The sequence below is a fragment of the Pseudomonas sp. P179 genome (assembly GCF_000478485.2).
Taxonomy (GTDB): Bacteria; Pseudomonadota; Gammaproteobacteria; order Pseudomonadales; family Pseudomonadaceae; genus Pseudomonas; species Pseudomonas aeruginosa.
In genome coordinates, this window is sequence record NZ_KI517358.1 from 1 (window position 1) to 22,580 (window position 22,580).

The following is a 22,580-nucleotide window of genomic DNA, read 5'->3' on the forward strand; positions in this document are numbered from 1 at the left end:
GGAAGGCGGCGCTGACTCGCTTTACGATCAGCTACGAAGACCGCCTGCCGCAGCAGTAACCCTAACCCCGGTTACACAAAATTCTGCACACCCTCACCGCTGGCGAGCGGGACGTAGTCATAGCTCGAGTCCAAGTTCCAAACCGTAGCCCCAGCGTAGAAAGTGTCACCATTTCTGGTTGGGGCGTTCTCACTGATGGACGCCTGGATTTCCTGGACACTCCTCCCCGTCACCCAGTAGTGCTCGACTTTAAAGTTGACCACGGGTTCGCCGGTGGGGTCAGCCAGTACGGTTGCAGGGGCTAGGCCTACCGCCATTACCAATAGCATGGCTGAGGGGCCCCTGCGGAAACTATCAAACTCCGCCATAGGTGAGGGTGACACCCACCTTCTTGGCTTGGTTCTCGATGTCCCGGAGTTCCTGTTTTAGCTTGTGGCGGTTTCCCAGCTTCTGCCCTTGCATGAAGGTCGCCAGGTTGAACGCGAAATTGAGTGCTTCCTTGTGACCGATCTGCCATGCCTGACGGAGGTATTCGAGAGAGGGCTGTAGCCTTTCTGCCTTCAGTTCCCGTTCGGCCAGATACACATTTGCGTCCGGATCGCCAAGCTGTGCAGCTTGAGCAAGCAAGGCCCAGGGGTCGATCCCTTGGATGTTCATCTGCTGGACGAACACGGCAAGGTCCGACATTGCCAGCGGATAACCGGCTTCGGCGGCCGCGCCAAAGCAACGCAAGGCCGTAGCTTGTTCCCCGGAGGACACCGCACCGTGCGCAAGAGCATATGCGCTCAAGGGATGCGCGGTATCGATACGTCGATACAGCTGAAGAGCTTTTTCTCGGCTCTCCTCATGCCCCGTTGCTTCGTATCCTCGTGCCAACGCAATCCCTGCATCCAATGCACCCTGATCGAAGGCGTGCTCAAGAGCAGATATGGCAGATTTACGCTTTTCAGTTTCTTTCGGGAGCGCCTGGCCGAATGAGAGCTTCACCCCTGCCGCCCAGATGAGAAGTTCTTCTCCTCCAGAAGGCATGGCTTTTCGCTTTTCGTTCCAGAGGTGGCCGAGAATTGCCAGACGATTGGATTCGTCATCATGCGCCAGCAGATGACCAGTTGTTGGCTCAACCGCCATATTGCCGAGGAGCCCTATGGGGATGATCCGGTTAAAGGCCACGCCGTTGATTCGCTGGCCGAGTGCCCATGAACTGGCAATGCCGCCCTCAAGGCGAAGTAGCGACAGAGCTGCCTTGACCAGGGCAACCTCGTTGTCAGCGCGCCGCACCTCGGAATCAGTCAGGTGACAGAGAACTGCTCCCCACCCTCCTTCCAGGCCCACGTTTCGGCTTGAAATGCCAAAGCGGTTGATCGCTTTGCTCCCCCTCTTCAGACCCTCCCCGAGCGGGACGAGATGGAGGCCTGAGCTGCTCAAGATAATGTTCTGTCCATGAAGGTCAGTCTCATTGAACACGCAGGCAGCGACGGGCACTGCTTTCTTCTGAAGATGCACTGCGATTTGGAGATAGTTCTGCTCATCGGGAGAATCGACTTCTGCGGCGGGGTGTACCCAGATCGCCAGATCAATCTCCGGTCGATCCGCAGCGAGGATTTCCTCATTGAGCATTACGCCGCAGTGCGGAAGCCGTAGGGCCTGAGCCACGGGATACATACTGGTAATGGCTTGCTCAGCCTGGGTTAGGAAAATTTCGACCTCTCCGGGGCGCCCGAGCATCTCGCCGGCAAGGCTCGCCCAGACCGAATGGTCCAGTCGAATCATGGGATCACGTCCAATGAGAAGAACACGCAAAGGCGTTTTCTCATCCGCAAGCCCGGTCTTCAGAATAACTTCCGCCACCAGAGCGGCAGGAGCGACGAGAGAGGCGGTATCTCCGACAGTAAGCTTCACCGTGGAAACCACGTTTTCAGCCTTAGTGCGGGCGGTTATCTCTCGTATCCATGCTTGGGTGAGGTCGCCCAGGTTCTTACTGGACTGCAACGCTTTTTGAAGAACCACCGAGGAGAGCTCCATTCATCGAATAGAGAGCATGGTAACGACTTCGGTGACGGTTCCAACTGAAAGGACGGTGCGGAGATCCCCCGGGGGACAGCGATGGCTAATCCTTACTCGGCCAGGGCTCCAACGTCGAAGTTGTTCGCCGCGTAAGTCATGTTGCAAGACCAGACCTTCTTGCCCTCGTGATAGAAATAAGCCGTATCGCCTTTGATGACCATTCTGGCCTCTGGCCAGATGATGGAATGCCCGTTCGAAGCTGCGGCCAATAGGCTCGACTCGCGACACCGCGCCAAGTACACCCCGTCTTTCAAGGTCTTGAACGTATTCCTCTTTGCCATTCCTTGTCTCCGTGGCGTGCCGATTGATCAACTATCCTTCGTTATGAAACGGGCCAGCAGCCCCAGGACTCCTGTCTTTCGGCTCGACAGCTAAGTTGATCGCAAACACTTCCACATGATGCGGGCCAAAGTGGCGGTGGATGATTGTTTCCCTTTGGACCCCTTTCCAAGGCAGTGTCAGCCGGTTCTCGGTATCACCCCGTTTAGGATATCCCCGCGCCAGCTCGATACAGTCGTAGGAGCGCCCTACCAGCCGCTTTTCCCAGTATGGGGTGACCAGTCTGTATTCCTTGGGCTTGCGGCCAGCCTTGATTTCATCGAAATACTCCCCTTTCAGGTGGAGGATCAGCTTTCGCATGGACGTATTCCTAGCTCTAGTGCCTGCGGGATGATGGTTTTCTTCATTCCCCTCAAAATAACGCTTGGTCCTCAATTTCCCACCTGGTTCCCGCAAGCTTTGATACTACAGAGATAGCCACGATGCCTTCACTTCCCTTTCTCGGCCGTTAAAGTGTCGATATCAAACTAAACGGTGTATGCGAATGAGCTTCCCCCGGACCATCGAAGAAGAATGCAGGGAGCTGATACCAACCCTGGACAAGTCACTCAAGGAACTGGCCTTCTTGCTGGAGAAATCGAAAGCACATATCCGGATCGACGCCCTTTTCCAGGTGCCTCTCAGGAAGTCTCCTACGGTTGACAAGAATGCTGGGATCGAAATCGCCACGCCAGATGGCGAGACGGGCATTTCCCTTGCCATTGAAACCCTGACAACCATTTGGCTGGGTGAGGGGCAAAGTGCCAAGGAAACTCTTCGCTCTCCTGGTGCCATAGGTCTGCCCGCATTGGCTTTGGATCGAATCCGCGAAACCAATAGGCTTCGAATGCATCTGTTCGACCTGATCGAGAAGGCCAAGCCTGCTGAGCGGAAGCGGATCTGGAAAGCGAAAGATCACTACGGCATATCCAGCCTGCAGGCTATGCGGGTAACCCCGATTCTGCATGACCCCCAGCTGATTCGCTTCTACTGGGATACGGGCTCGATAACGAAGCGATGGTTGGTGCGAGACCTGATCAAGGTCTGTGAAGACGAGCTTCATGCCACCTTTGGCCACCGGCCATCTCGCGACGAGGTAGTTCAAGGCTCGGTGGAAAGCAGCGTGCTGCTTTCGCTTGAACAGCTTGAGGAATTGCCTCTTGATGAACAGGTAGCGGTTCATCGACTAGGTACTCCCCATGTACGGGCAAGGGTGACCGATGGAGACATTGAGCCGTACATCTGCTCTGCACCGGTGCCGTTCGTTTATGACGTTTCCTGTGCCCGGCCGCTCATAAAGCCTTTAAAGAACTACTGCCCAATGGAAGAAAAAAAGAAGCGCTCGATCCGAGCGCTTTTGGAACCAGAGCCTCGCGTACCGGGAATGAACGTTCACCAGTACGACGTGAAGCACAGGGCTTTTGGGGCGTTTGAATCACGTAGCCGTGGGCGCAACAAGCGAGCAGCGCAAGAATGATAGGGAACACGAATTTGAGCCGTGCAGTAGACACCAAGAGCCGAGAAACCCTCCTGCGGCTTGCCAGCCTCACCAGAGATCTCTCATCCAATGATGATCGCTGCCGAGGGAATGCGTACCGCGACTTGCTGGAGCTTGCCGAGGAGGGAAGCAGCGATGCGATGTTCCAGGTTGCCCGGTGCTTGAATCAGGGGATTGGCGTGGAAGTCGATCAGGTCAAGAGCGATCACTGGCTCAGATTGGCGTGTGTGACCAATCCCCCCTCGAAGGTCGCCCTCTACTCATTCGGCATGCAGAACCTTCTTCGTAAACGACCCGATGCGGACCCCATGCTCGGTCTCAATCTCATCGAACGTGCTGCCACTGCGGGATACGTGACGGCGATCCTCGAGCTGGTAAAGCTCCTGGAGAACGGTACAGCTGACATCGTTCCTGATCTCCGCAGGGCATACCGCCTGCTAGCAGGCGCGATTACTGACCATTCCGATATGAAGCTGCACGAAGCCTATCTCAGCTTTGTCGAGCGCAACCAACCACTCTCTACGCTTTTGGACTCCTGATTCATGTACCAAATTCAGTGCAAACGCCTTGTCGACCAACTGGCCTTCGGCCTGTCGTTGTCCCAGGCTGAAGCCATAGTCGCCCGGGCCTATGGACGCGAGAGTTACAGCAGCACCTCTGACACCTTCGGTCCAGAAATCCCTGGGCTCCAGGCGATTCGCACTCCCGCGGAGATTCTTCAGCTTGAACGACCTCAACAAATGGTCGAGTTCATGCGCATGGTCTTGAACCTCACCCTGCCTGGCCCTGAGCCCGTTCACCAGCAGATCCCGCCGAAGAACTTGGTGGCAACCATGTACAACTTTGGCAACTTCGACGCCCTGGTGACGTATGTGAAGAACGATCCGATCGATCCAAACGATGACAAGCCCGAAACTCTTCTGAAGTTCAAGAACCGTTATGGCTACATGGCGAACTCTCAGGTGATCATGGGTCGGGGATATCATGGGCATACCTTGGTAGCCCAACCCGATGCCAAGTTGGCCAGCCGCTACATCGATCAAGAGGCGATCCTGAACAAGCTGAATGGGCTGCAGGTGATCATCGTTCGAGATCGGGTGGACGGTGACAGCTACATCAATCACTACAGCCGCAACCACCTGGTGATGCGACACGCTGCATCTGAAGACCTGAGTTCGCTGATACTCGGCTCTCGTGCAAAGGATGCCTGTCTCACTGTCTCGATCGTTCCTGCAGAACGGTATTCGCTTGAAGCGATCATTGCGCCTCATGTCGCAGCGTTGACGAAGAATTCACCGGCCGGCCGCTCTATTATCCTGGACGGCTTGAATATCGATGAGGATTCAGCGAGCTTCCAGGCAGGCCTGCGTTTAGCAAGCAGCCAGGGCATCAACGTTGTGCTCATGGCCCCGGTCCTCAAGGCATCGCAGTGGGACCATTTCGAAACCCGACTGATCTTCGGGTTCGATCTGCAAATGGCTCAGACTGCGAATGCTGAGATGAACCGGGCTATCGTCCAGGCGGCGCCTTACGTAGGGCTCAAAGGGGACAGAATGCAGTTCCTCTACTACTCGGCTGCATCCGGGGCGCGCTATGGGGCTATCCCGCTGATTCCCGAAGAGGAGAAGCGGGCCCCGCTTCTCAAGCGAATCTTCGGCAGTCCAGCCCGAGCTTAGCCCCTAACGCCCTCCCTGAGGGCGTTTTCAGTTTCGCATGCGAAACTCGGCTCATGGAACTTTTTCAGGCCACGACGGTCGTAGGTCATGCCCGGGCAGAGTGAATCGCCGACGAAATGGTGTGTTTAGTCGGTTGCGTCTGATGTCATCTGTTGATCTCGAATGCTCAGTCTGAGACAGAACCTCAATTTCTGCTAAATTGATTCTGAAATGAAGGCTATTGGCCTTCTCACAGGCTTCCGCTTCGGTGAAAATGTGGGCACAGGGGCAAATGTGTCGCTTAACGCTACGCCTTGTCCCTTCTGCCATGGCAGAGGTACTGAATTTTGCTTTTTGGGGAAACGCATTAGGTCCCTATCCTAAGACACCCCCCCCCTCAACATCGTCTGTGGTGCGCGCGTTTCCCCGACTTATAAATGCCCGACTCCATGAGTCGGGCATTTTATTCATCTAGGCCACTGGTCGGTACCGATCCTGCAGCTGCAGCAGGAACCCTTTTTCGCGACGGTCCGCCTCGGGCTCACTTAGGGCTACCCCAACTCGAAACTGGTGGGTGATCGGGTCCTTAGAGCAGTTGGCAACGGTGCCTTCGAAATCCATCACCCCGCCATCCTTTTCGGTCAGGCGCAACAGCACCTGATCACCGATCCCGATTTTCTTGTCCGTCAGAACCAGCGCGCCGGCGTAGGAGATGTCGCGCACCCGGCAATCTCCCCACCCCGCAAGGAAACCGAGCACCCCCTTGGTCTTGATCTGTTGTTTTTGCAGTGAGTTCTCTGGAATCGCGTACCGCGTATAACGACGATTGGCTGCCGTCATTCAAACGTCCTCATTTCGTACTTCTTGGGTGCATCAGCGACCGAAAATCCCGAGGGCAATTTGGCTGGTAGCTGTACAGGAACTCCATAGTATCAATGGCTTCCAACGTTTCGAGCCAAAAGCTATGCCCGCGATTTCCTCTTTCCTCACTTGGCCCAGGACCTGGTCTACCCGCTCTCACATCATCCCTTGGCAGCTCCATGCCCCACTATTCCTGGTCGTGTTTGCTCTTGTTTCGGCGCTGAACTCGATTCCCAGTGATGGGAGCTGGCGTGACCTGACGCTGAATCAGGTGCTGGAAGACTTTGGGGTTTTCATCTTCTTCACGGCGTTGTGGTGTGGGATCTACTGTCATTTCCGCAGGACTGTCGACTTGACTTGGCTGCTGATCATTTTCGTGCTTGCGATCTGCCAAGAGGAGTTCAACCTTTGGAACAAGCTGTGGCAACAGATCTGCCTTCTATTTGGGCATGAGATTTCTTCCAGCGAGCGCCAGCGCGGAGACGTGTTCATGATGGCTCTCGTGTTCGGATCATTGTTGGTCAGGTTTGTATTAGGGGGATTCAAGTCCTTCTTTCGTATCCACATCACCTTTTTCATCTGCGTTTTCGTCACATTTCAGGGGTGGATTCATTTCATCTTCCCCTACTACATCCAGCAGCACTTGCTGAACGAACGGTTGACTTACCAGAAGGAACTCACTGCTACCTACGAAGGCCGTTTCCGCTTTCAGTGCGATCATCTCCCCATCACTTGTTTCGAGTGGGTGGGTGATGCGGTTCCGGTCAGCTCGATCGCCAAACACGTTTCGACTGAGTCCATCACCCAAGTGCTGCAGTCGGTGGGCAATGCAACAACGAGTCTGACCGGCTGGCTGAGTGTGGTTGACCGAGGTGACGTAGAGGTTTTCCGAGGAGTTGACGCCAACCAGAAAGTGCTGGTTACGTTGTACAAGAATCACGAGCTCTACCGCGTTGTCGTCGACGACGAATACCCAACAGAGGCCCACAATGTGATCAGCTCAGCCTTACTCTCTTTCGCAACGCCTTTTGCGCTGGTCTGGTTTTTCGGCGGACTGGGGGTGGTTTTCATGCACCAGGCCCGGGTGTACCGGATAAAGTACGGCAAGCAATTCAGAGCAATGGAGAATCACCAGTGAAGCTGTTGGAGTCCTGGAAAAAGGCTGCGATCGAAACGGCGCTCGACCGGCACAAGAAAACCCTCACCGCTGTGCTCGAACTGGATGATCGAGCTCTACTCGATAGCTATGACCTGGTGTTGGGGATGCTGGCTGGGCCCAAAAGCATCCAGGTCAGGCGAAACCCGCGGGTACTGGATGTGCTGCGCATCCGTGGAAGCCAACGCTCCTTTGAAAAAGCCGTCTATCACGCGCGCAAGGCGCTGACCTACCAACAATAATTTTCACGAAACCCTGAAATAGGGGCAGTCAGTTTCCACTATTAGGGAAACTGACTGCCTCGAGGGGCTCGTTGAATGCTTGTGGAAGCAAAAACCCATGTTGCTTGGGACCTGGCCTCGCCCCGAGCGAAGCGAAGCCAATTTCGCGCCGACAGCTTCTACGTCGTTATCGACGGCTTGCACATCCAGACCGTTCGACAAGCTGCAACTCTGATCAAGAATGCCCTCCTCTCCATTGAGGGCGTACAGGTCAGGGGACCCCTGGCGCTGAAAACTGAGCGCCGGCGCTATGTCTTCCTTCGAGAAATGGTGAGTAAGGGCCAGAAGGGGCTCCGCATTCCTGAAGCGAAGCGACTCAGAAATGTCCTTCTGGTAATGAACCCCACGTCCATCGCTGTAGCGTCTCTGATCGCCTTACCCGTTCCATCAGGGGTGAACCTGCGGATAGAGACGTACCAAGCGCAATACGAACTGAAGGACCCTGCCAAATGCCAAACAGCACAGCCAAGCGACAAGTGACTGTGTCGGTACTCTCCACGCCAGAACCCAGCTGGTTCAAGAGTTCCTCGCTGACCGCGGGTAGCTGGGCTAGCTGGTTAATGATGGCGCACCAATACGGCCGAGTGGTCGACCACCCAGCCGGCATTGAAATCGACGCAAATCACGGTGACTTCTACATCCTCCTCAACGGGACGATGGTTGTTTCGACCGTCCCGCCGGACCCGAACTTGAAACCGCTATTCATTGACACACTGCGGCGCGGCGACATCATCGTTCCTTCCCGACATACCGACCTGAAATTCACCTATGTGGTCCGAGGGAGCGCTTCGCTCCTAAAAGTATCGAAGGACAAGTTCAACGCCTTCATGAACGACATGAAGAACAGTGAGGTCGTGCTGATGGCGGCCGAGCTGAACCTTCTGACCAAGCACGCAACCGCTGCTTCGACGGTGCAAATGAAGGACCAGGACAAGATCTGGCGTGTAGTCGTGAATCTGGCTTCCCACCCCGATGTCGCGCACCGGCCGGGTGGTGTAGAGGTGAAGGCCACGAGGGAAGAAATCCGCCGCCTCGCGGGCGTGGAACGCCGCTCAGCTTCTCGTGCCTTCCACCTGTTCCAGGAAAAGGGACTGGTTGTCTTCAGCGGCTACAAACGTTTCTTCTTTGCACATGGCAAGGAGGGCCTCAATGCCGACTGAAGCCAATATTGCGGTAAGCAAAATCGCTGCATACGCTGAGTCACCGGACGATTACATCAGGGCTGGCGGTAAAGCCTACAACGCAAAAGCTACCCGCTACGGTAATCGCGCTCATGAGACTATCGGCAAGGCACCGAGCAAACTCGCCTTCCTCATAGGTGCCGGCCTGCTCATCGCTGCTCTGATCTACTTCGAGGTTCTACCTCAATGAACCTAATCATAGTCATTTCTGTACTGTTAGCCGCATTTTTCCTCTACCTCGCCGTCAAAGGAAAATCCAAGGACGATATTTTCCGGGCTTTCGGTCTTGATCCGGCAGCTTACGAGTTAATCAGCTCCGATCTTGGGAAAGGGCATGCAAGGAAGAGAATTCGCTGGCGTGGTGTCGGTGGGGAGCCTGACGCAATCTTCCGCCATAAGCGTAGCGGTAGGATCATCGTCGGCGAGTTCAAGAGTCGGCGATGGGCCAGGCGTGTCCGGCCGAGGGAGTATTTTCAGATCGTGCTCTACATCGGTATCGCCCGGGCCGAATTCACCTCCAACAATGTGCTTGGAATCCTCGCTTTCAAGGACAAGATTCTGGAGATCGAGCACCACCCCGAGTTGTTCTCCAACCTGATTCAACTCCGAGCTGAGGTTCTTGCCTCGATGAAAAAGAAGAAGGCGCTTAATTCGCGCCCTCTCCTTTCCAGATTCCGGTTCTCGCTACCATTCAAACTGGAGCGCTTCTGACCTCAGGTCTCAGGCCACCTCAACCAGGCGGTCTACTGCCGGCAGGAAGAGCGCCAGCTTCACTGGCAGGGTGACCCCGGCATCCTGGACCGCCTGCTTGTATTCCCGCATTTTGGGCGCATAGCGATTCACTTCCCGGCTGAGGAACTGCTCAACAGGCATTCCTTCCGGGCAGTCCGGTGTTTTCCAGTCAATGATCCAGTACACCCCATCATCAACGAAGGGACGGTCCAGGTATCGATGCACCCACCGCGAGTTTCGGTAGGAGCTGACCTGGACTTCTTGGCCACCACTCTCCCGCTTTTTGAGAATCCACCGACCATGGGTGCTGCTGATAGTCCGCTCCACCAGGTGGTGGATTCGCGCAACACCAGCAGGGACTTCAGCGGCGGGATAACCTTCACGACGCAGAAGTGCGGCGATCGCCTGTTTCTTGGTTTGCAACCGCTCGATGCTCCAGGCCTCGATCCCTTCTTTGGAAATCAACTCGACGACTCGGTGATAAACAACCCCGATGGTCTTCGCTCGGTAGTCATTACCCTCCTCTTCCCTCAACTCGTCTGCCAGTTCGTTCTCGGTCGGGATCTGATCGTTACTCGCCGCAGGGATGAAGATGCCGCGCGGTAGTTCGACGGTGAACGATGCGCTCAGTCGCGCCTTCGAGGGAACCTCTACTGACACGTCAGCAGTAATGGGTACACCCGGTTCAGCCTCGTAGAAGTCCTCCTCCAGCTCAGGCCAGAGGCAGCTCAGCAGCGAACCGGAAGCTACTCGGATCGGCTTGTCCTCGTCGAATTTGTCGACAGCCGCCAGCAGGTAGCAATCGCATTTGGCGCGGGTAGTACCCACGTACGCCAGGCGCGACACCTCATCCAAGATGTCCTTCTTGACTTGTCGACCGATGAACTTGAAAAGCCGGCTCTCTGGAGAGGATTCGTCTTGGTCACCAACATTCGGGGCCAGGGCAAAGGTGCCGGCCAGGTTGCGCCAGTAGAACAGCGGTGTGTCGTCGGTTGCACCGGTGCGATTAAGGCCTGGCAGGATGACGCTATCGTATTCGAGGCCCTTGGCATTGTGGATTGTCATGACCTGGACAACCCCTGCTTTGGGGGATGCGTAGAGGTTATCCAGGGCACGGAAGAACGCTTGCGGGTCCTGCAGGGCCCCGTTGCTCGTGTGCTGAGCGAGCACGCGGAAGACGGTCTCCACATCAGCCATTTCGACGGAATCAACGGTAGCAGGGCCGCCCAGGGCAACCCAGGCGGCTTTCGCGGCCCAAACCAACTCAGTGCCGCGCGCGGAGCGTTCGATACGCTCCATTACCTTGTTCAGGCGCTCAACACGCACTTGGCCATCTGGGCTCAGAGTGGCAATCAGCTGATCATCTTTCAGGGCACCACGGATCACCTTGCCGCCCTGAGCAATGATCCGGCAATCGTCCCACGAAAGGCCTACGAACGCCGAACGGAGCATTGCCAACCACGAGGTACGATCAGCTGCGTGCCAGAGGGCGCGGATCAACGCGATTACTTCAGACACAGGGGCAGATTCGGCGATCGGATCGATATTCTGGCCAGCCGTAGGAATTCCGGCTTCCTTCAGGGCTGGCAGGATGTGCTTCAGGTGAGACCGGCCACGTACCAGGATAGCAATGGTCTGCTCCGGGTTCTTGGCCAGGGCCTCCTTGATGATATTCACCACCTCCTGAGCTTCACCAATGGGGCCAGTGGTGATGGGCCGAATATGCACGCCCCCGTCCACGGTTCGAAACGGAATCGACGGCACGAAAGGAAAGTCCGACTTGGCGAACACTTTTCCGTAGGCTCGGTTATTCCACTCCACCACACCCGGCGCAGAGCGGAAATTGACAGTGAGGCGGTGAATCTCCAGAGACTTCGGGCCGAACACCTTGCTCATCACCATGTTGATGAACAGCTCCACGGTTGCTGCTCGGAACAGGTAGATGGATTGGAAACCATCACCACAGAAAAATACCGATCGCGAGTCATCGTCTTCCCAGTGTGCGACCAGGCGCTGCAGGAGCTCGAACTGAGAGGGCGAAGTATCCTGAAACTCGTCCACCATCAGGTGGTTGATACGGTCCTCGTCCAACAGAGCGTCGCCGACTTCGTCACCGAAGCCCAAGGACTGAATTGCGCGCTGAGCGACTTCCTGGAAGTCGATCGTGGCGGTGCCATCGAAGGTGAGGGTTAGGTTCGCGAGCAGGTAGCGCAGAATCACTGTGAAGTGCTGACACATCGCGGCGCTGCCCTGGGGGTACTGCAGGTCTGGGAGAGTCTTGAGGGTGACCAAGGCTTCGCTGTAGAGCTCCACCTTTGGATCGTCCTTCAGCCCCTTGAGCAGGGCGTTCATGTCCTTGGTGAGCGGCTCGCCTGCGGGGAAGCCATTCTTCACGTTGACGGACTTGCGAAGAGTGTTTTCGCTTGTAAGAGCAAACCCGGCAAACCCGCGCAGATAGTCCAGGGAGGTCTGGTTGATGGCCAAAACGGGACGCTGGGCTGCCCACGCGAAACCATCGTATACCCCGGAAGCGTGCTGCAGGATGTCCATCGCCTGAGTCAACGGAGAGCCGCCCAGTACCGTGATGGCCTCGGCGGCATGCTTGGCAACCATTTCAGCGATCGCCAGCTCCATGCCTGGGATGTCCAAGGTCATGATCTCGCCGGCCCACTGATCGCGCTTGGAGAGCAGCGCCGAGAACATCGGCACCAGCAGTTCGAAACGGTTGCGGGCAAAGGTGAGCACTGCTTCCAGCGCTTCACGGAGCTCTTCAGGGATGTCATCCGAGTTCACGCTGCCAAGGGTGTCAAGAATCGCGCTGCGGTAGATCAACGCAGGGTCCTCGACGGTTTTACCGCCACCCAGTCCACTCATGATCGGAGTTTTGCCGGCCAGGTAGGCGCAGAAGGCATCGAACGTCATGATGCGCAGGCGAGACGGGTTCAGGATCAGGTTCCAGCCCAGCAGCCGATCACGTTCGAGAACCAGGCGGCCGAGCTGGTACAACGGCTTATCGTGAGCTTGGACCGGTTCCACTCCTGCGGCAGCCAGGGCCAGGGCACTGGTCACGCGCTCCAGAATCTCGCCGGCAGCCTTCGTAGTGAACGTAATAGCCAGAATCTCTTCCGGGCGCTCTACTACCGTGAGGCAGGCCAGCATGCGGAAGAGGAGCTGAGTGGTTTTTCCTGATCCTGCGGGGGCGAGGAGTGCCAGCGAGCGACGGGGGTCGATGGAGTCCGCCCGGGCTTGGCCGTCATGAGGATTAGCAGCTGCAATGGCTGCAAAGATCGGCTCAAGGTGCGGGATCGCAGGTAGGGATTGGAAAGCGGTCATCAGTGTGGCTCCGTTCGATTGATGGAGCCAGATTAACGACCGCTTTGTGTGCCACCACCCCTTACGGCTGAAGCCAAAAAGCGAGCTCAGGATACTGCGGTAGCGCTCTATACGGAGTCTTACGCCGTACACAGAAGCCACCATGGGAAAGGCCGTTGATGCCTATGTAGGAGTTGGCCTGTAACAGAATCCTGATGTTCCGACCTGAACCGTCGTACTCGTCGTCCTGGATTATTACCTCTGGCGGGATTCCCAGGAATCGCCCTGCCGCCCAGGCCCAGGCTGTAACCTCAGGGTCAGTTGCCTGGATCACTGCACGGTAGAGAGGGCTGTCCGGCTCCTGCGCCAGAAACTCAGGATCTTTGAGCATTCGGTTGAAGCTTGCATAGAGGTTCCCAGACATCCAGTGGCGGTAGCGTTTTGGGACCACCGCCAAGTGCCCAGCCTCATGTAGGAGCCCAGATGCAGGGCAGCGCGGATCTATCTGGAGGCCGCCATCCTTGATCCTGACGTGATCGATAAACCCGGCAGCCCCAGGGACGACTTCCACTGAAAGGCCAATGTCGCGAAGAAAGGAAAGAGCCATCTCCGCAAACTGACAGAGCATTTCTGGTGATGAGGTTTGTTCCACGATTTGGTTCTCAAGGGAGGTTCCCCTGGTCCTATGGACCAGGGGACGGGATTAGCGGGTCAGGATACCGAGATACTCATATCCCATGGGAAGCGGTGCTCCATTCTGCAGCCAGGCTTCCCCGTCGGTGAAGCCCTGACTCATTTCATCCAACGCATTCGTCCACGCCTCGCACTGGCCATCCCATGCGCCCTCGGTATCCACACCACTATGCTTGCCGGTCCTTGGTGCCAGCTCACCCGTGAAATTGGATCGGGTATGGAACCCCAGGCTCTTGCTGTTGACCTGTGCCAGCGCGATACCGTCGATGCGCTTTCCGCCATTCTGTTGGAAGTCAATCTTGGTCGCGTAGATGGGCAGTTGAGGCTCCGTAAGAGTGTCAGCGTTCAGGCTGGTCATCCTCATCGAAGCTCCAGACTTGTAGTCAATCACCACGTCCCTGAACTCAGTTTCATCCTCGGTCAGGAAAATCCGGTCACGCCGGTCGACCTTGACGGTAATGTTTACCAGCCCAACTGCAATGTCATGTGGTTCCTCGAAGCCGAGGACCTCGAAGTCGTGGGTGCGCTTCGACTCCAGATAGAGCCAGTCATTGATCAGTGATTCCAGGCGCAGTCGCTCAAGCGCGATAACACGCTTTCCGTAGCGCCAGACCAGTTTGTTTAGCAACTGCTCCGATGCTTTCGCAACCGTATCGCGTATCTTGTCCAGCAGTTGGTCGTGACTCATCGCCTTCAACGCTTTCGAGCTCCGAACGTCAGTCCAGAACAATTCGAGCACCAGGTGCACCATGGTTCCCTGAATGCGTGGGTCGAGACCGATAACAGGCTCCGGGAACATTTCGGCGCGCAGTCGATTTCGAGCGAAGGACAGGAAGGGGGCTTCTGCATAGTCCTTGAAGATTCTCACCCCGCCTTTGATCCAGGCGAGCTCATCAGCGGATACGGGGGCGACCGTTTCAGGGACCACCTGGCTGCGATCGAGGATTCCCAACAGCTGGTCGACAAACAGCCCATGAGTGTGGACGGAAGGGGCTGCTGCTGGCCAGGAGCCGAACAGTTCGCTACAAGACACCGAGGCGCCTTTGTCGTTATGACTGGGGCAGGAAACTGTTACATCAGCACTCGTGCTCAGCAGTGCTGCGACCACCTTCTCTGCCCGAGCCAAGGCGCCCTCACTGGAGGCGCCTGGAATCCCAGCCGCCACCTGGAGCTCCAGCGGCAGGAAGGGGGAAGGCTCCACTCTGGCGGGCAACACAGTGCTCGATGCCCCCAGTACCCACACTGCGTCGAAGTGCAAGCCGATTGCATCCTCATACCCCAGGATCGAAACCGGGGCCACGTGCGAGATACGCGGTTGGAACTGTCGGGTATCGATGATTTCCCGCAGCCACATGTACGCCCGTGGATATTCCACACGACCAAGCTGTGTGTCGAGGGTGCGGAACAGGGTCAGTGCCTCGTCCCAGGCCTTCAGTGTCTGGAAGTTGGCTGAGTCCAGTTCTTTGCTTCCCGGCCAGCCCATCCCTACCAACGCCTGGCTGAACTGCTCCGCCCATTCCGACGGATAACGCTTCGTCTCTCCATTGACCTGGCCAGCCAGATAGCCTGCGAAGCGTTCCCGGAAGTCAGGTACTGCATCACCTTTGTATACGCCGATTGCTCGGAGGAAGTCCTCACCCCCCATGGAAAGGCCCATGTTGTCGCGCAGCCAGATATCCAGCAATGCACGCGCGCGGCCTTCAGAAGCTTCACCGCCGATCCACGGCGAGCGCAGAACACGACTGAAGGCCTCGGAGTCCGCCTCTTGAGGAGTGATGGACAGAAGGTCCATAGCGGCACGGACCAGAGGGCGACTGCCCAAGGTCGCGCCACTGGAGATATCCCATGGAGTCCGCATATCAGAATCGGACTCGCCAGGAATCAGCGTTGCCGGGCTGCAGTGCAGTGAAAGTGCCTCAATCAGCGGCGCTTGGAAGTTCCGGATATCCGGTACCAGGATCGCAAGTTGGGGCGCAGCGAGCGGAGTGTCAACGTAAGGTGAGAGGTGATTATTCACCCATTCTGCAACGAGCGTGAACTCATCGCCCTGGTTCGTTGCACGGATCAGTCGGGGTGTGGAGCGGTCACCGGCGACATCCACTTCTTCCACTTCGACACCACGAGCAGCAATTGCCTGGAAGAGCACTTTCTCTGCAGGGTTCATGTCGAGGATACCGACAATGACAATTTTGTTTGGAAGCTCAACCAGCCCTTCTTGAACCGCATTCAGCAGCAAGCCTGGGAGCTGAGCTCGGAAGACAACGCCCTGGGAGGAACACTCCCGACGAAGCATTTCTTGCAGTTGCCAGAAGACTTCCAGCTCGCGCTTGAACCGGAACCGCTCTTGATCCATCGGGATCTGGTATTTGAGGGCTTCGGAGTACGCGCTACCAATACGGCGAGAGGTCGCAGTAGAGGAAATCAGAGTTGCTGGCATCAGGCCGGAGCTATCTGCGAGGCCCTTCACCACTGCCAGTTCCTGTACCGGATACAGTAGTTGCTCTGCCGGCATCAGTTCGAGCCACGCATTTTCAATCCAGGACGTGACGGTTTGAATTCGCCCTTTGTTGAACCAGGCTTTTTTGCCGGACATGGACTGCAGCAATGCCGACTGTAGCCTCAGGTGACGGGCAACCCGCTCGGTAGATGTCAGCACCAGGGTGCCTTCGTTCAGGTCGCTCAACTCTTTCAGGAATTTCATCTGTTCTGGTCTCCACAGTGGATGGAGCCAGATTAACGACCGTCTGCTGTGCCACCAGCCGTCGGGCGAACCAGTTTCGCATACAGATTTTCACGCCCGACCACCGGATTTGGGGCAGTCGATTTCCACTATTGGGGAAAGAGCCAAAGCGATTCCCCTATCATGATGATCAGCCGTCCCCGAAGTATTGCTGTAGAAGCTTGTGCAGGGCCTGACTTGGAGCTCGCTCTGGTTGTCCAACCAGTTATGCACCTCGGCAACCGCCATCCCTCAGCTATTGCCTATGAGTGTTTGCTCCGTGTGGTCGAAGGGACTCAGTTAGCTGCCCCCGCGCGTCTGATTGCAAGCGCGGAGGCTGATGGCTCGATTGTCGACCTGGATAGGTGGGTGGTCTCTCATGCAGCTCGGATCGCTGGAGCGTTTCCGAATGTGCATCTCTGGGTGAACGCCTCGCAGATCTCCGTCAGCGATATCCGATTCATTGAGCACGCAATATCGGAGTTTGACCGACACGAAGTCACATCTCGAATGACGTTCGAAATCACTGAATCCGCGGATGGAGATGCCTACAAAATCGTTAAAGGTTTGGAGCGTCTCAACCTCAAGGCGATGCCTGTGATGCTGGATGACATGAGGGATGGATTCGCAAAGAGGCAACTCTTGATGAACCGCGCTGTGACCGGTTGCAAGCTGTCACGTCGGACCACACGAGAAATCGCTGAGAGCCCTGTAGTCCGGGGTGAGGTAGAGAAGCTTGTGCGTGACTGCAGGGCGGCTGGGAAACGTGTGGTACTCGAGGGGATTGAGGACGCAGCTGAGCTTGAAATTGCTAAGGCCCTGGAGATCGATTTATGCCAAGGCTTCTACTTTGGCCGCCCTGGACTTCCAGAGTGCCTCCTCAGGTAGCTGGCCAGGAAAACACCGAAGTGATACAGGTCATCGATATGGTTTGTATGCCAGTAAGCTAGGCGTCCCTGCCTTGTAGCTATGAGTTAGAGCTCATTGATTCGTCCACGACGATCTGTGAATTCGCGTACTTCTTCTCGCGACACCTTATTGGCTGTCACCCATGCCATGGCGGTTTCCGCCATGTTCCGCCGCCCCTGGCGCTTCATCTCGTTCGCCAGCATAGGCAGCTTCTCCGGACCACCCTGCAGAATCTGACGCACAGCCCCAGTCACCTCGATCGACTCATAGATGGGGAGTGGAGCACGCTGCCCGTCCGAGAAGCGCAACATGTGCTGCCAGAAGATTCCGCGCAGTGTCTGTGGGACAAGTCTTTCATACCGGGGATCAACCAGCGCCAGCATCCGGGTGTACGCATCGGGTGCGCTATCAGCGTGAATAGTCGCGAAAACCGAGTGACCGGTCGATGCAGCTAGCAGCGCGGCATTGGCCGTTTCAGGATCTCGAATCTCGCTGACCATGATGGTTTTTCGGTTCTGCCGGACACAGTCCCGGATGGCCTGCTCAAAGCTTTCTACGTGCTCTCCGACTTCACGCTGAATGACGCCACCGCCTTCGAAGATGTACTCGATGGGGTCTTCACAGGTACCGAGTAGACCTCTTTCGAGAGGGTCCATATTCTCCAGAGCTGAGAACATGGTTGTGGATTTACCCGAACCCATCACACCTGCGAATAGCGTCAAGCCCGCACCTTTCATGAGGGACTTTACGACGTTGTAATCGAGTTTCAGGTCCTTTTGGAAGTTCAGCTTTCCTTGGAGCAGGCGGCGCATCGCGATTACCCAACCATCCATTGAATTGGCCAGGTTGCAGCGGTAACGGTAACCATTAAAGGGGATCGTGAAGTCAGCAGATTTGCGCTTATTCCCCTTCCCTTTTTCCGCTAGCATTTTTTCATAGAAATCCTTCCAGATCGGCAGGATCTCCGGACTATGGACCTGGCCAAAGTTGTCGACCATCTCCATGGTGCGCTCGCTGAGTGTGATGTTCGTCGCTTCCTTGGCAAACGCTTCGGCGTCGAACTCCTTGGGTTTAAGTAGCATGGAATCTCCTAATACAGCGTGACGGGACCGCTCAACAGCGGCTCGATACCGTTGCGAGCAATAGCGTGCGCAACGAAGCGCTTCGCACCGAAGCATTCATCGTTGGGCTTATTGGGTTTGGCGAACTCCAACAGGCATGCGTTCCTGTACTCGCAGTGCCGGCATTCGGGATTGTTGTTCCGCGTGCTCTGTCGGCGCATGTACAAGATCCTCTCCCGAGAGCAGAGGATGTCTCGGAACGTTGTCTCCGGCTTCAGGATGTTGCCGAAGGAGTGCATGTACTCCTTCCATCCATCCCGATAGTTGGGCAGTACAAACTCTCCGTCAGGGAGTAGAAACAGGGTCTGACCTGCCATGTTGCTAAGGTCGCCGCCGCCGGCGCGATCGACTGCAAAATGAGCCTCACCAATGCTTGGCATCTTCAACCCCTGGACCTTGCCCCTGTACCAGTGGTTGAGCATCTCGATCATGAAGTCGTTGAAGGCAGTCATGGTTGGGGCGAAGCGATCGTATTGGCCCGGCCTATCGTTCTGCTCGTTCAGCATGAAGGGCAACCAACCAGTCTCCTCGACTCCAAGTTCGGCAAGCAAATCCAGTGTCCGGGATGCGCCTTGTTCCAGCAGGGCAGAGTTGACCACGCTGATCGTGGCCACTTTCAAGCCGCGGCCGACTGCTTCACGTACCTTGGCCTCCCACTTACGTACGTAGTTGCTGGAGCGCATGTCTCCGTCGTAGGAGGTCTGAACATAGCCATTACAGTGCTCTTGCCAGATTGGCGCCCAAACATCGAGGTCCACACCAAGCATCGAGGTGAGCATCACATGGCGGACTTCATAGCCGACCGATGCCGGCAGCTCCTCATCCATGATTCTTGAGTAGGCGAGGAAGTATTCAGGGCCCGCTGCGGTGGGCTCACCGCCGTAGTTGTAGGCGATGATCGTCCGGCGGGGCGGCTGCTGCTCCTCGAAGTAGATGTGAATCTTCCTGCAAACCATCCTGAAGTCGTCGAGCGACATCAGAGTCTTGTCGCTGCGCTGTTCCTTGCTCAGGTAGCAATGCTTGCAGTTGTAAGGGCAGTACAACGACGGCATCAAGGTGAAAACGAAATACCCGTTCTCAATTGTGTCCGTGAGACCTTCAAATGGCTCACTTTGGGTTACGGGCAGCACGGATGGCCTCCTCGTTTACTACCAGGCGGTCACCGGCAGATTGCTCAAGCAGTTGTGCAATGCTCGGTGTCGGTTTGTGGCCAGGTTCCATGTTGATCTGCAACTGATGTGGGTTACGTTCCAGCGCCTGGTCCAGGGCTATCTCCTCAGGAGTGCGCTCACCTGAACCCACTCCCGTTTTCTTTTCCAGGCTCACGAGTGTGTCAACGCTCAGCAAACGCTTCCCATACGAGAACAGCAGCTTTGCGAGAATCGGAAAGATCGAGAGAAAACTGGGCCCTTTGTCAGTGGTCATGGTCAGCCCACCGCAATGAGGTTCTGAGGCAGCTGGTTTGCGCCCTGTAATACGGACTTCGGTCGCACTCCCTTTTCCTCTACCAGGAAGCGAACCCTCTTGATGAAGGTCTTGAAGCCCGGGCACTCGTCCTGCTGATTCCACTGCTCGTGAAGAACGCCGCAGTTAGCCTGGCAAAGCATCCTCTCATCGCAAGCCCGGCAGGCAGCGGGAAGTCGCCTAGCATTGGCCACTTCTTTCAGGTAGCTCGGCGAGGTGAGGACGTCATGAATGGTATTGACGAATTCCACGGCCTTGGAACCGTCACCTTGAATCACCTCGCGCGTTTCAAAGATGTTCCCATGGCTGGTGTAATCGTTCGTACCGCCTTTCTCGATGCAGCTGATAGTCCGCCCATCGGAGTCGATATCAAGTGCCCCATGGACAATCGGGCAAACCACATCATCTAAGCTCTCGCCGCGGTAGACAGCCTCCAACCAGGACTCACATGGGTTGATCCAGAGGTCGGTTATGGTTTCGCGATGCTTTAGGTACCAGTCAAGCGCCTCGATATAGAACTGAGCGGTCTCACGGTGCTTTGGTTGGATGAGTTTCGCATTGAGGTCGCCGTCACCTGACGGGATGAAGAACCCGAAGTGCATCTTGGTGAACCCAAGGTCGACCAGCTCCTCGATCATCGAAGCTGCTCCGGCTTGAACGACCGGCCGTACAAGTGCCGTGGTGACAGAGAAATCTTTCGGCCCCGAAACCCCAGGCATCTTGGCTTCAGCCATCAGGGTAACCACGTTGCGCCGCCAGATTTCTTCCTGTTTACGCTTGTTGAATCTCGTTGACCGTTCGTAGCTGGTGGACACCTTATCGAACAGACGGGCCACCTCAAGGGCTTCTTGAGTCACCAAGTTGGTGACAATGGAAAAGTCGACGGCCTGGGGGATGCCTCGCAGCAGAGCCTTGGCTTTCGGGAGCGCGGATTCGAAGAACCGAACCCCTAGCATTGAAGGCTCCCCGCCAATCACATGGATGTCCACGTGGTTGTAGCGCTGGGAGAAGTTGTGATCGGCTTGCATGTGCTCGACGATCCCCCTCACAACATGCAGGAATTCTTCTTCCGTCATGTCGGGGCTCTTGTCCTTTTTGTCCGAAAGGATGTAGCAGTGGGAGCAGCGAAGCTGGCAACGTCGAGTCACGTTTATCTGAAATAGAAAACTGTTTCGCCCGGTTGCCCCGGACGATGAAATGCCTGGCTGCATTAGGTAATCCTCAGGGCGAGCGCTGTCCGTAGATCGTTGTGGCGGCCCTTCTCGGAAACGTCTGTAACGCTGACTCGAGCCTGCCCAACTCTTGAACAAGTTGATGCTTCTGGATGTAGAAACCGGGATGGGTGTGAGGTAAGGACCACTAGCCCAGTGCTTACGAATTCAAGCTCCCGATGATTGAATTGAATCGAGGGCAGACGAGTGGTGATGACCTTCCAGAATGGGTGAAGGCCGGCCTGCTGCCTGATCTCTGGTCTTAAAGGGAAGAGCAGATGCTTGCCTGGGGCGCCGCGGCAAAATCCACGGTCACTCTGCAGTGCCGTGTCCTTGATGATTGAGACTCTACCCGTCTGCTTGCAGCCCTCGCAGAGCGCGCCGATTGCTGATGCAATGCTTCCAACCTCGAAGTCCTTGCCGAAGCGAGATCCGAGTACCTCCGCCATTTCACCAGTCCAGGTGCTGAAGATGGCCAGGTTGTTTGCAGAGTAGTGAGGATTAGGCCACGATTCGATGTCGAGATTATCGGGGCTTATCAGCACCTCAAAACCGCATTCGGCCAGATGTAATGCCAGGGCTAGGCTGACCAGAACATCGTTCCCGACCACCAGGACCTCTGGGTGCAATGAGCCGTAGATGCCATCGAAACAGGCATCAATTACTCGCAGCAATCTCCCGCGCCAACTCAACTCCACAGGCGAAGTGATCAGGGCATCGTGGAATCTGAAACGGCGGAGTGATAGCTGATTTCTGCTCATCGGAGAGCTTCTCCGTAGCGTTTCCGTACAGTGCTCCGCATAACGTTCTCGCGATATCCGAACTGCCCAATGAGGGTGTACCTGGGCTTATCGGTGTTGATTGCGGTGACCTGGTGAACCCACCGGGGATTGGTGTTGATGCACCAAACAAGCGTCCCGTGATTCGGGGAAACCGAGGAGTGAACATGGATGTCCTTGGTGATGAACCCCATGTCGTCGATATCGCCTTCACCGAGTTGAAGCAGGCCCCCGTCCTCGGGGGTCCACAGCTCGTCGCTGAGATAGACCATGCAGATCAAATGCATGGGGTCGTATGCGTCGTGATGCCATCCCATAGAGTCACCACGTCGTCCACGCTGCAACATGACATTCACTCTGCTCCAATCCCCCATGTGTGCCCGGAAGTGCTCAAGGTCTGGGCTGCTGCCGAGATTCTCCATGAACGAGAGATACTCTGGCGGCACGTTCAAATTCTTCGAGGGGTCGTCGGACTCCCACTCTGCAATGTCAGGACTTCCAGGTTTGTCAGGAAGGAAAGTGTCCTGCTTGACCAAGCGAAGCAGCGCATCAGCTTGGTCCTTGGGAATCGAGCCTACACAGTGTCCAGTGCGGAACAAGTCATTCAGTACCACGGAAATTCCTCG

General features: G+C 56.2%; 23 protein-coding genes. 10 read left to right on the forward strand and 13 right to left on the reverse strand.

Annotated features, from left to right (window positions below; translation table 11 throughout):
• Positions 1-71 precede the first annotated feature (71 nt).
• From HMPREF1224_RS46275 to HMPREF1224_RS42840, 4 genes are all read right to left on the reverse strand, one after another.
• Positions 72-368: a DUF922 domain-containing protein gene (locus HMPREF1224_RS46275; RefSeq protein WP_371106356.1), complete on the reverse strand. Its 297-nt coding sequence runs from the start codon at positions 366-368 to the stop codon at positions 72-74.
• The gene (locus tag HMPREF1224_RS0112755; protein ID WP_025991906.1) at positions 355-2,007 is read right to left on the reverse strand and encodes an SEL1-like repeat protein; all 1,653 of its coding nucleotides are present in this window, start codon (positions 2,005-2,007) and stop codon (positions 355-357) included. Before HMPREF1224_RS0112755 ends, HMPREF1224_RS46275 begins: the two co-directional genes overlap by 14 nt.
• Positions 2,008-2,114: 107 nt before the next feature.
• A complete protein-coding gene (locus HMPREF1224_RS0112760) occupies positions 2,115-2,345 on the reverse strand; it encodes a hypothetical protein (RefSeq protein WP_019486682.1) in 231 nt (76 codons plus the stop codon).
• Between the two features lie 31 nt (positions 2,346-2,376).
• Positions 2,377-2,703 (reverse strand): hypothetical protein, encoded by a 327-nt coding sequence (locus HMPREF1224_RS42840; protein WP_010794316.1) that lies wholly within the window; start codon positions 2,701-2,703, stop codon positions 2,377-2,379.
• Between the two features lie 184 nt (positions 2,704-2,887).
• Here HMPREF1224_RS42840 and HMPREF1224_RS0112765 point away from each other — a divergent pair, with 184 nt between their 5' ends.
• The 3 genes from HMPREF1224_RS0112765 to HMPREF1224_RS42850 are packed head-to-tail and all read left to right on the forward strand — an operon-like array spanning position 2,888 to position 5,556.
• Positions 2,888-3,859 (forward strand): DNA replication terminus site-binding protein, encoded by a 972-nt coding sequence (locus HMPREF1224_RS0112765; protein WP_031628695.1) that lies wholly within the window; start codon positions 2,888-2,890, stop codon positions 3,857-3,859.
• A gap of 14 nt (positions 3,860-3,873) precedes the next feature.
• Positions 3,874-4,419 (forward strand): tetratricopeptide repeat protein, encoded by a 546-nt coding sequence (locus HMPREF1224_RS42845; RefSeq protein WP_170831727.1) that lies wholly within the window; start codon positions 3,874-3,876, stop codon positions 4,417-4,419.
• A 3-nt stretch (positions 4,420-4,422) separates the two neighbouring features.
• On the forward strand, positions 4,423-5,556 hold the full coding sequence (locus HMPREF1224_RS42850; protein WP_010794319.1) for a hypothetical protein: 1,134 nt from the start codon (positions 4,423-4,425) through the stop codon (positions 5,554-5,556).
• Between the two features lie 450 nt (positions 5,557-6,006).
• Here HMPREF1224_RS42850 and HMPREF1224_RS42855 read toward each other — a convergent pair whose 3' ends face one another.
• Positions 6,007-6,375: a PilZ domain-containing protein gene (locus HMPREF1224_RS42855; protein ID WP_010794320.1), complete on the reverse strand. Its 369-nt coding sequence runs from the start codon at positions 6,373-6,375 to the stop codon at positions 6,007-6,009.
• Positions 6,376-6,499: 124 nt separating this feature from the next.
• Between HMPREF1224_RS42855 and HMPREF1224_RS42860 the strand changes: the two genes are divergently transcribed.
• The 6 genes from HMPREF1224_RS42860 to HMPREF1224_RS42885 all read left to right on the forward strand — a co-directional run bounded on the left by HMPREF1224_RS42860 (position 6,500) and on the right by HMPREF1224_RS42885 (position 9,725).
• Positions 6,500-7,534, forward strand: a complete 1,035-nt coding sequence (locus HMPREF1224_RS42860) for a hypothetical protein (protein ID WP_010794321.1) — start codon at positions 6,500-6,502, stop codon at positions 7,532-7,534.
• The gene (locus tag HMPREF1224_RS42865) at positions 7,531-7,794 is read left to right on the forward strand and encodes a hypothetical protein (protein ID WP_010794322.1); all 264 of its coding nucleotides are present in this window, start codon (positions 7,531-7,533) and stop codon (positions 7,792-7,794) included. The genes HMPREF1224_RS42860 and HMPREF1224_RS42865 overlap by 4 nt, the downstream gene beginning before the upstream one ends.
• A 75-nt stretch (positions 7,795-7,869) precedes the next feature.
• A complete protein-coding gene (locus HMPREF1224_RS42870) occupies positions 7,870-8,313 on the forward strand; it encodes a hypothetical protein (RefSeq protein ID WP_010792534.1) in 444 nt (147 codons plus the stop codon).
• Entirely contained in the window at positions 8,283-8,993 is a 711-nt protein-coding gene (locus tag HMPREF1224_RS42875) for a Crp/Fnr family transcriptional regulator (RefSeq protein WP_010792535.1), read from the forward strand. The genes HMPREF1224_RS42870 and HMPREF1224_RS42875 overlap by 31 nt, the downstream gene beginning before the upstream one ends.
• Entirely contained in the window at positions 8,983-9,204 is a 222-nt protein-coding gene (locus tag HMPREF1224_RS42880; protein ID WP_010792536.1) for a hypothetical protein, read from the forward strand. Before HMPREF1224_RS42875 ends, HMPREF1224_RS42880 begins: the two co-directional genes overlap by 11 nt.
• Positions 9,201-9,725, forward strand: coding sequence for a hypothetical protein (locus HMPREF1224_RS42885; protein WP_010794323.1), 525 nt, complete (start codon positions 9,201-9,203; stop codon positions 9,723-9,725). Before HMPREF1224_RS42880 ends, HMPREF1224_RS42885 begins: the two co-directional genes overlap by 4 nt.
• A 9-nt stretch (positions 9,726-9,734) precedes the next feature.
• On the opposite strand, the gene HMPREF1224_RS42890 is transcribed toward HMPREF1224_RS42885, so the two are convergent.
• Together HMPREF1224_RS42890 and HMPREF1224_RS42895 are read right to left on the reverse strand one after the other, a co-directional pair.
• Positions 9,735-13,079, reverse strand: a complete 3,345-nt coding sequence (locus HMPREF1224_RS42890) for a UvrD-helicase domain-containing protein (protein WP_010794324.1) — start codon at positions 13,077-13,079, stop codon at positions 9,735-9,737.
• A gap of 682 nt (positions 13,080-13,761) precedes the next feature.
• A complete protein-coding gene (locus HMPREF1224_RS42895) occupies positions 13,762-16,452 on the reverse strand; it encodes a PD-(D/E)XK nuclease family protein (RefSeq protein ID WP_010794325.1) in 2,691 nt (896 codons plus the stop codon).
• 165 nt (positions 16,453-16,617) lie between these two features.
• On the opposite strand from HMPREF1224_RS42895, the gene HMPREF1224_RS42900 reads away from it, so the two are divergent.
• Positions 16,618-17,358: an EAL domain-containing protein gene (locus HMPREF1224_RS42900; RefSeq protein WP_256220530.1), complete on the forward strand. Its 741-nt coding sequence runs from the start codon at positions 16,618-16,620 to the stop codon at positions 17,356-17,358.
• An 86-nt stretch (positions 17,359-17,444) separates the two neighbouring features.
• On the opposite strand, the gene HMPREF1224_RS42905 is transcribed toward HMPREF1224_RS42900, so the two are convergent.
• The 6 genes from HMPREF1224_RS42905 to HMPREF1224_RS42925 form a co-directional block, all read right to left on the reverse strand.
• The gene (locus HMPREF1224_RS42905) at positions 17,445-18,461 is read right to left on the reverse strand and encodes an ATPase, T2SS/T4P/T4SS family (RefSeq protein ID WP_010792542.1); all 1,017 of its coding nucleotides are present in this window, start codon (positions 18,459-18,461) and stop codon (positions 17,445-17,447) included.
• A gap of 8 nt (positions 18,462-18,469) precedes the next feature.
• A complete protein-coding gene (locus tag HMPREF1224_RS42910; RefSeq protein WP_010794327.1) occupies positions 18,470-19,630 on the reverse strand; it encodes a radical SAM protein in 1,161 nt (386 codons plus the stop codon).
• The gene (locus HMPREF1224_RS42915; RefSeq protein WP_010794328.1) at positions 19,608-19,925 is read right to left on the reverse strand and encodes a hypothetical protein; all 318 of its coding nucleotides are present in this window, start codon (positions 19,923-19,925) and stop codon (positions 19,608-19,610) included. The genes HMPREF1224_RS42910 and HMPREF1224_RS42915 overlap by 23 nt, the downstream gene beginning before the upstream one ends.
• A 2-nt stretch (positions 19,926-19,927) precedes the next feature.
• Positions 19,928-21,040, reverse strand: coding sequence for a radical SAM protein (locus tag HMPREF1224_RS42920; protein WP_010794329.1), 1,113 nt, complete (start codon positions 21,038-21,040; stop codon positions 19,928-19,930).
• 134 nt (positions 21,041-21,174) lie between these two features.
• Positions 21,175-21,936, reverse strand: coding sequence for a hypothetical protein (locus HMPREF1224_RS45085; protein WP_010794330.1), 762 nt, complete (start codon positions 21,934-21,936; stop codon positions 21,175-21,177).
• Entirely contained in the window at positions 21,933-22,568 is a 636-nt protein-coding gene (locus HMPREF1224_RS42925) for a 2OG-Fe(II) oxygenase (protein WP_010792547.1), read from the reverse strand. The genes HMPREF1224_RS45085 and HMPREF1224_RS42925 overlap by 4 nt, the downstream gene beginning before the upstream one ends.
• Positions 22,569-22,580: the final 12 nt, after the last annotated feature.

Bases quoted from the DNA above. Each gene is read 5' to 3' on its own strand.
- HMPREF1224_RS46275 (WP_371106356.1), bottom strand. From the start codon at position 368: ATGGCGGAGTTTGATAGTTTCCGCAGGGGCCCCTCAGCCATGCTATTG.
- HMPREF1224_RS0112760 (WP_019486682.1), bottom strand. From the start codon at position 2,345: ATGGCAAAGAGGAATACGTTCAAGACCTTGAAAGACGGGGTGTACTTG.
- HMPREF1224_RS42840 (WP_010794316.1), bottom strand. From the start codon at position 2,703: ATGCGAAAGCTGATCCTCCACCTGAAAGGGGAGTATTTCGATGAAATC.
- HMPREF1224_RS0112765 (WP_031628695.1), top strand. From the start codon at position 2,888: ATGAGCTTCCCCCGGACCATCGAAGAAGAATGCAGGGAGCTGATACCA.
- HMPREF1224_RS42850 (WP_010794319.1), top strand. From the start codon at position 4,423: ATGTACCAAATTCAGTGCAAACGCCTTGTCGACCAACTGGCCTTCGGC.
- HMPREF1224_RS42855 (WP_010794320.1), bottom strand. From the start codon at position 6,375: ATGACGGCAGCCAATCGTCGTTATACGCGGTACGCGATTCCAGAGAAC.
- HMPREF1224_RS42860 (WP_010794321.1), top strand. From the start codon at position 6,500: ATGCCCGCGATTTCCTCTTTCCTCACTTGGCCCAGGACCTGGTCTACC.
- HMPREF1224_RS42870 (WP_010792534.1), top strand. From the start codon at position 7,870: ATGCTTGTGGAAGCAAAAACCCATGTTGCTTGGGACCTGGCCTCGCCC.
- HMPREF1224_RS42875 (WP_010792535.1), top strand. From the start codon at position 8,283: ATGCCAAACAGCACAGCCAAGCGACAAGTGACTGTGTCGGTACTCTCC.
- HMPREF1224_RS42880 (WP_010792536.1), top strand. From the start codon at position 8,983: ATGCCGACTGAAGCCAATATTGCGGTAAGCAAAATCGCTGCATACGCT.
- HMPREF1224_RS42885 (WP_010794323.1), top strand. From the start codon at position 9,201: ATGAACCTAATCATAGTCATTTCTGTACTGTTAGCCGCATTTTTCCTC.
- HMPREF1224_RS42890 (WP_010794324.1), bottom strand. From the start codon at position 13,079: ATGACCGCTTTCCAATCCCTACCTGCGATCCCGCACCTTGAGCCGATC.
- HMPREF1224_RS42895 (WP_010794325.1), bottom strand. From the start codon at position 16,452: ATGAAATTCCTGAAAGAGTTGAGCGACCTGAACGAAGGCACCCTGGTG.
- HMPREF1224_RS42900 (WP_256220530.1), top strand. From the start codon at position 16,618: ATGATCAGCCGTCCCCGAAGTATTGCTGTAGAAGCTTGTGCAGGGCCT.
- HMPREF1224_RS42905 (WP_010792542.1), bottom strand. From the start codon at position 18,461: ATGCTACTTAAACCCAAGGAGTTCGACGCCGAAGCGTTTGCCAAGGAA.
- HMPREF1224_RS42915 (WP_010794328.1), bottom strand. From the start codon at position 19,925: ATGACCACTGACAAAGGGCCCAGTTTTCTCTCGATCTTTCCGATTCTC.
- HMPREF1224_RS42920 (WP_010794329.1), bottom strand. From the start codon at position 21,040: ATGACGGAAGAAGAATTCCTGCATGTTGTGAGGGGGATCGTCGAGCAC.
- HMPREF1224_RS45085 (WP_010794330.1), bottom strand. From the start codon at position 21,936: ATGAGCAGAAATCAGCTATCACTCCGCCGTTTCAGATTCCACGATGCC.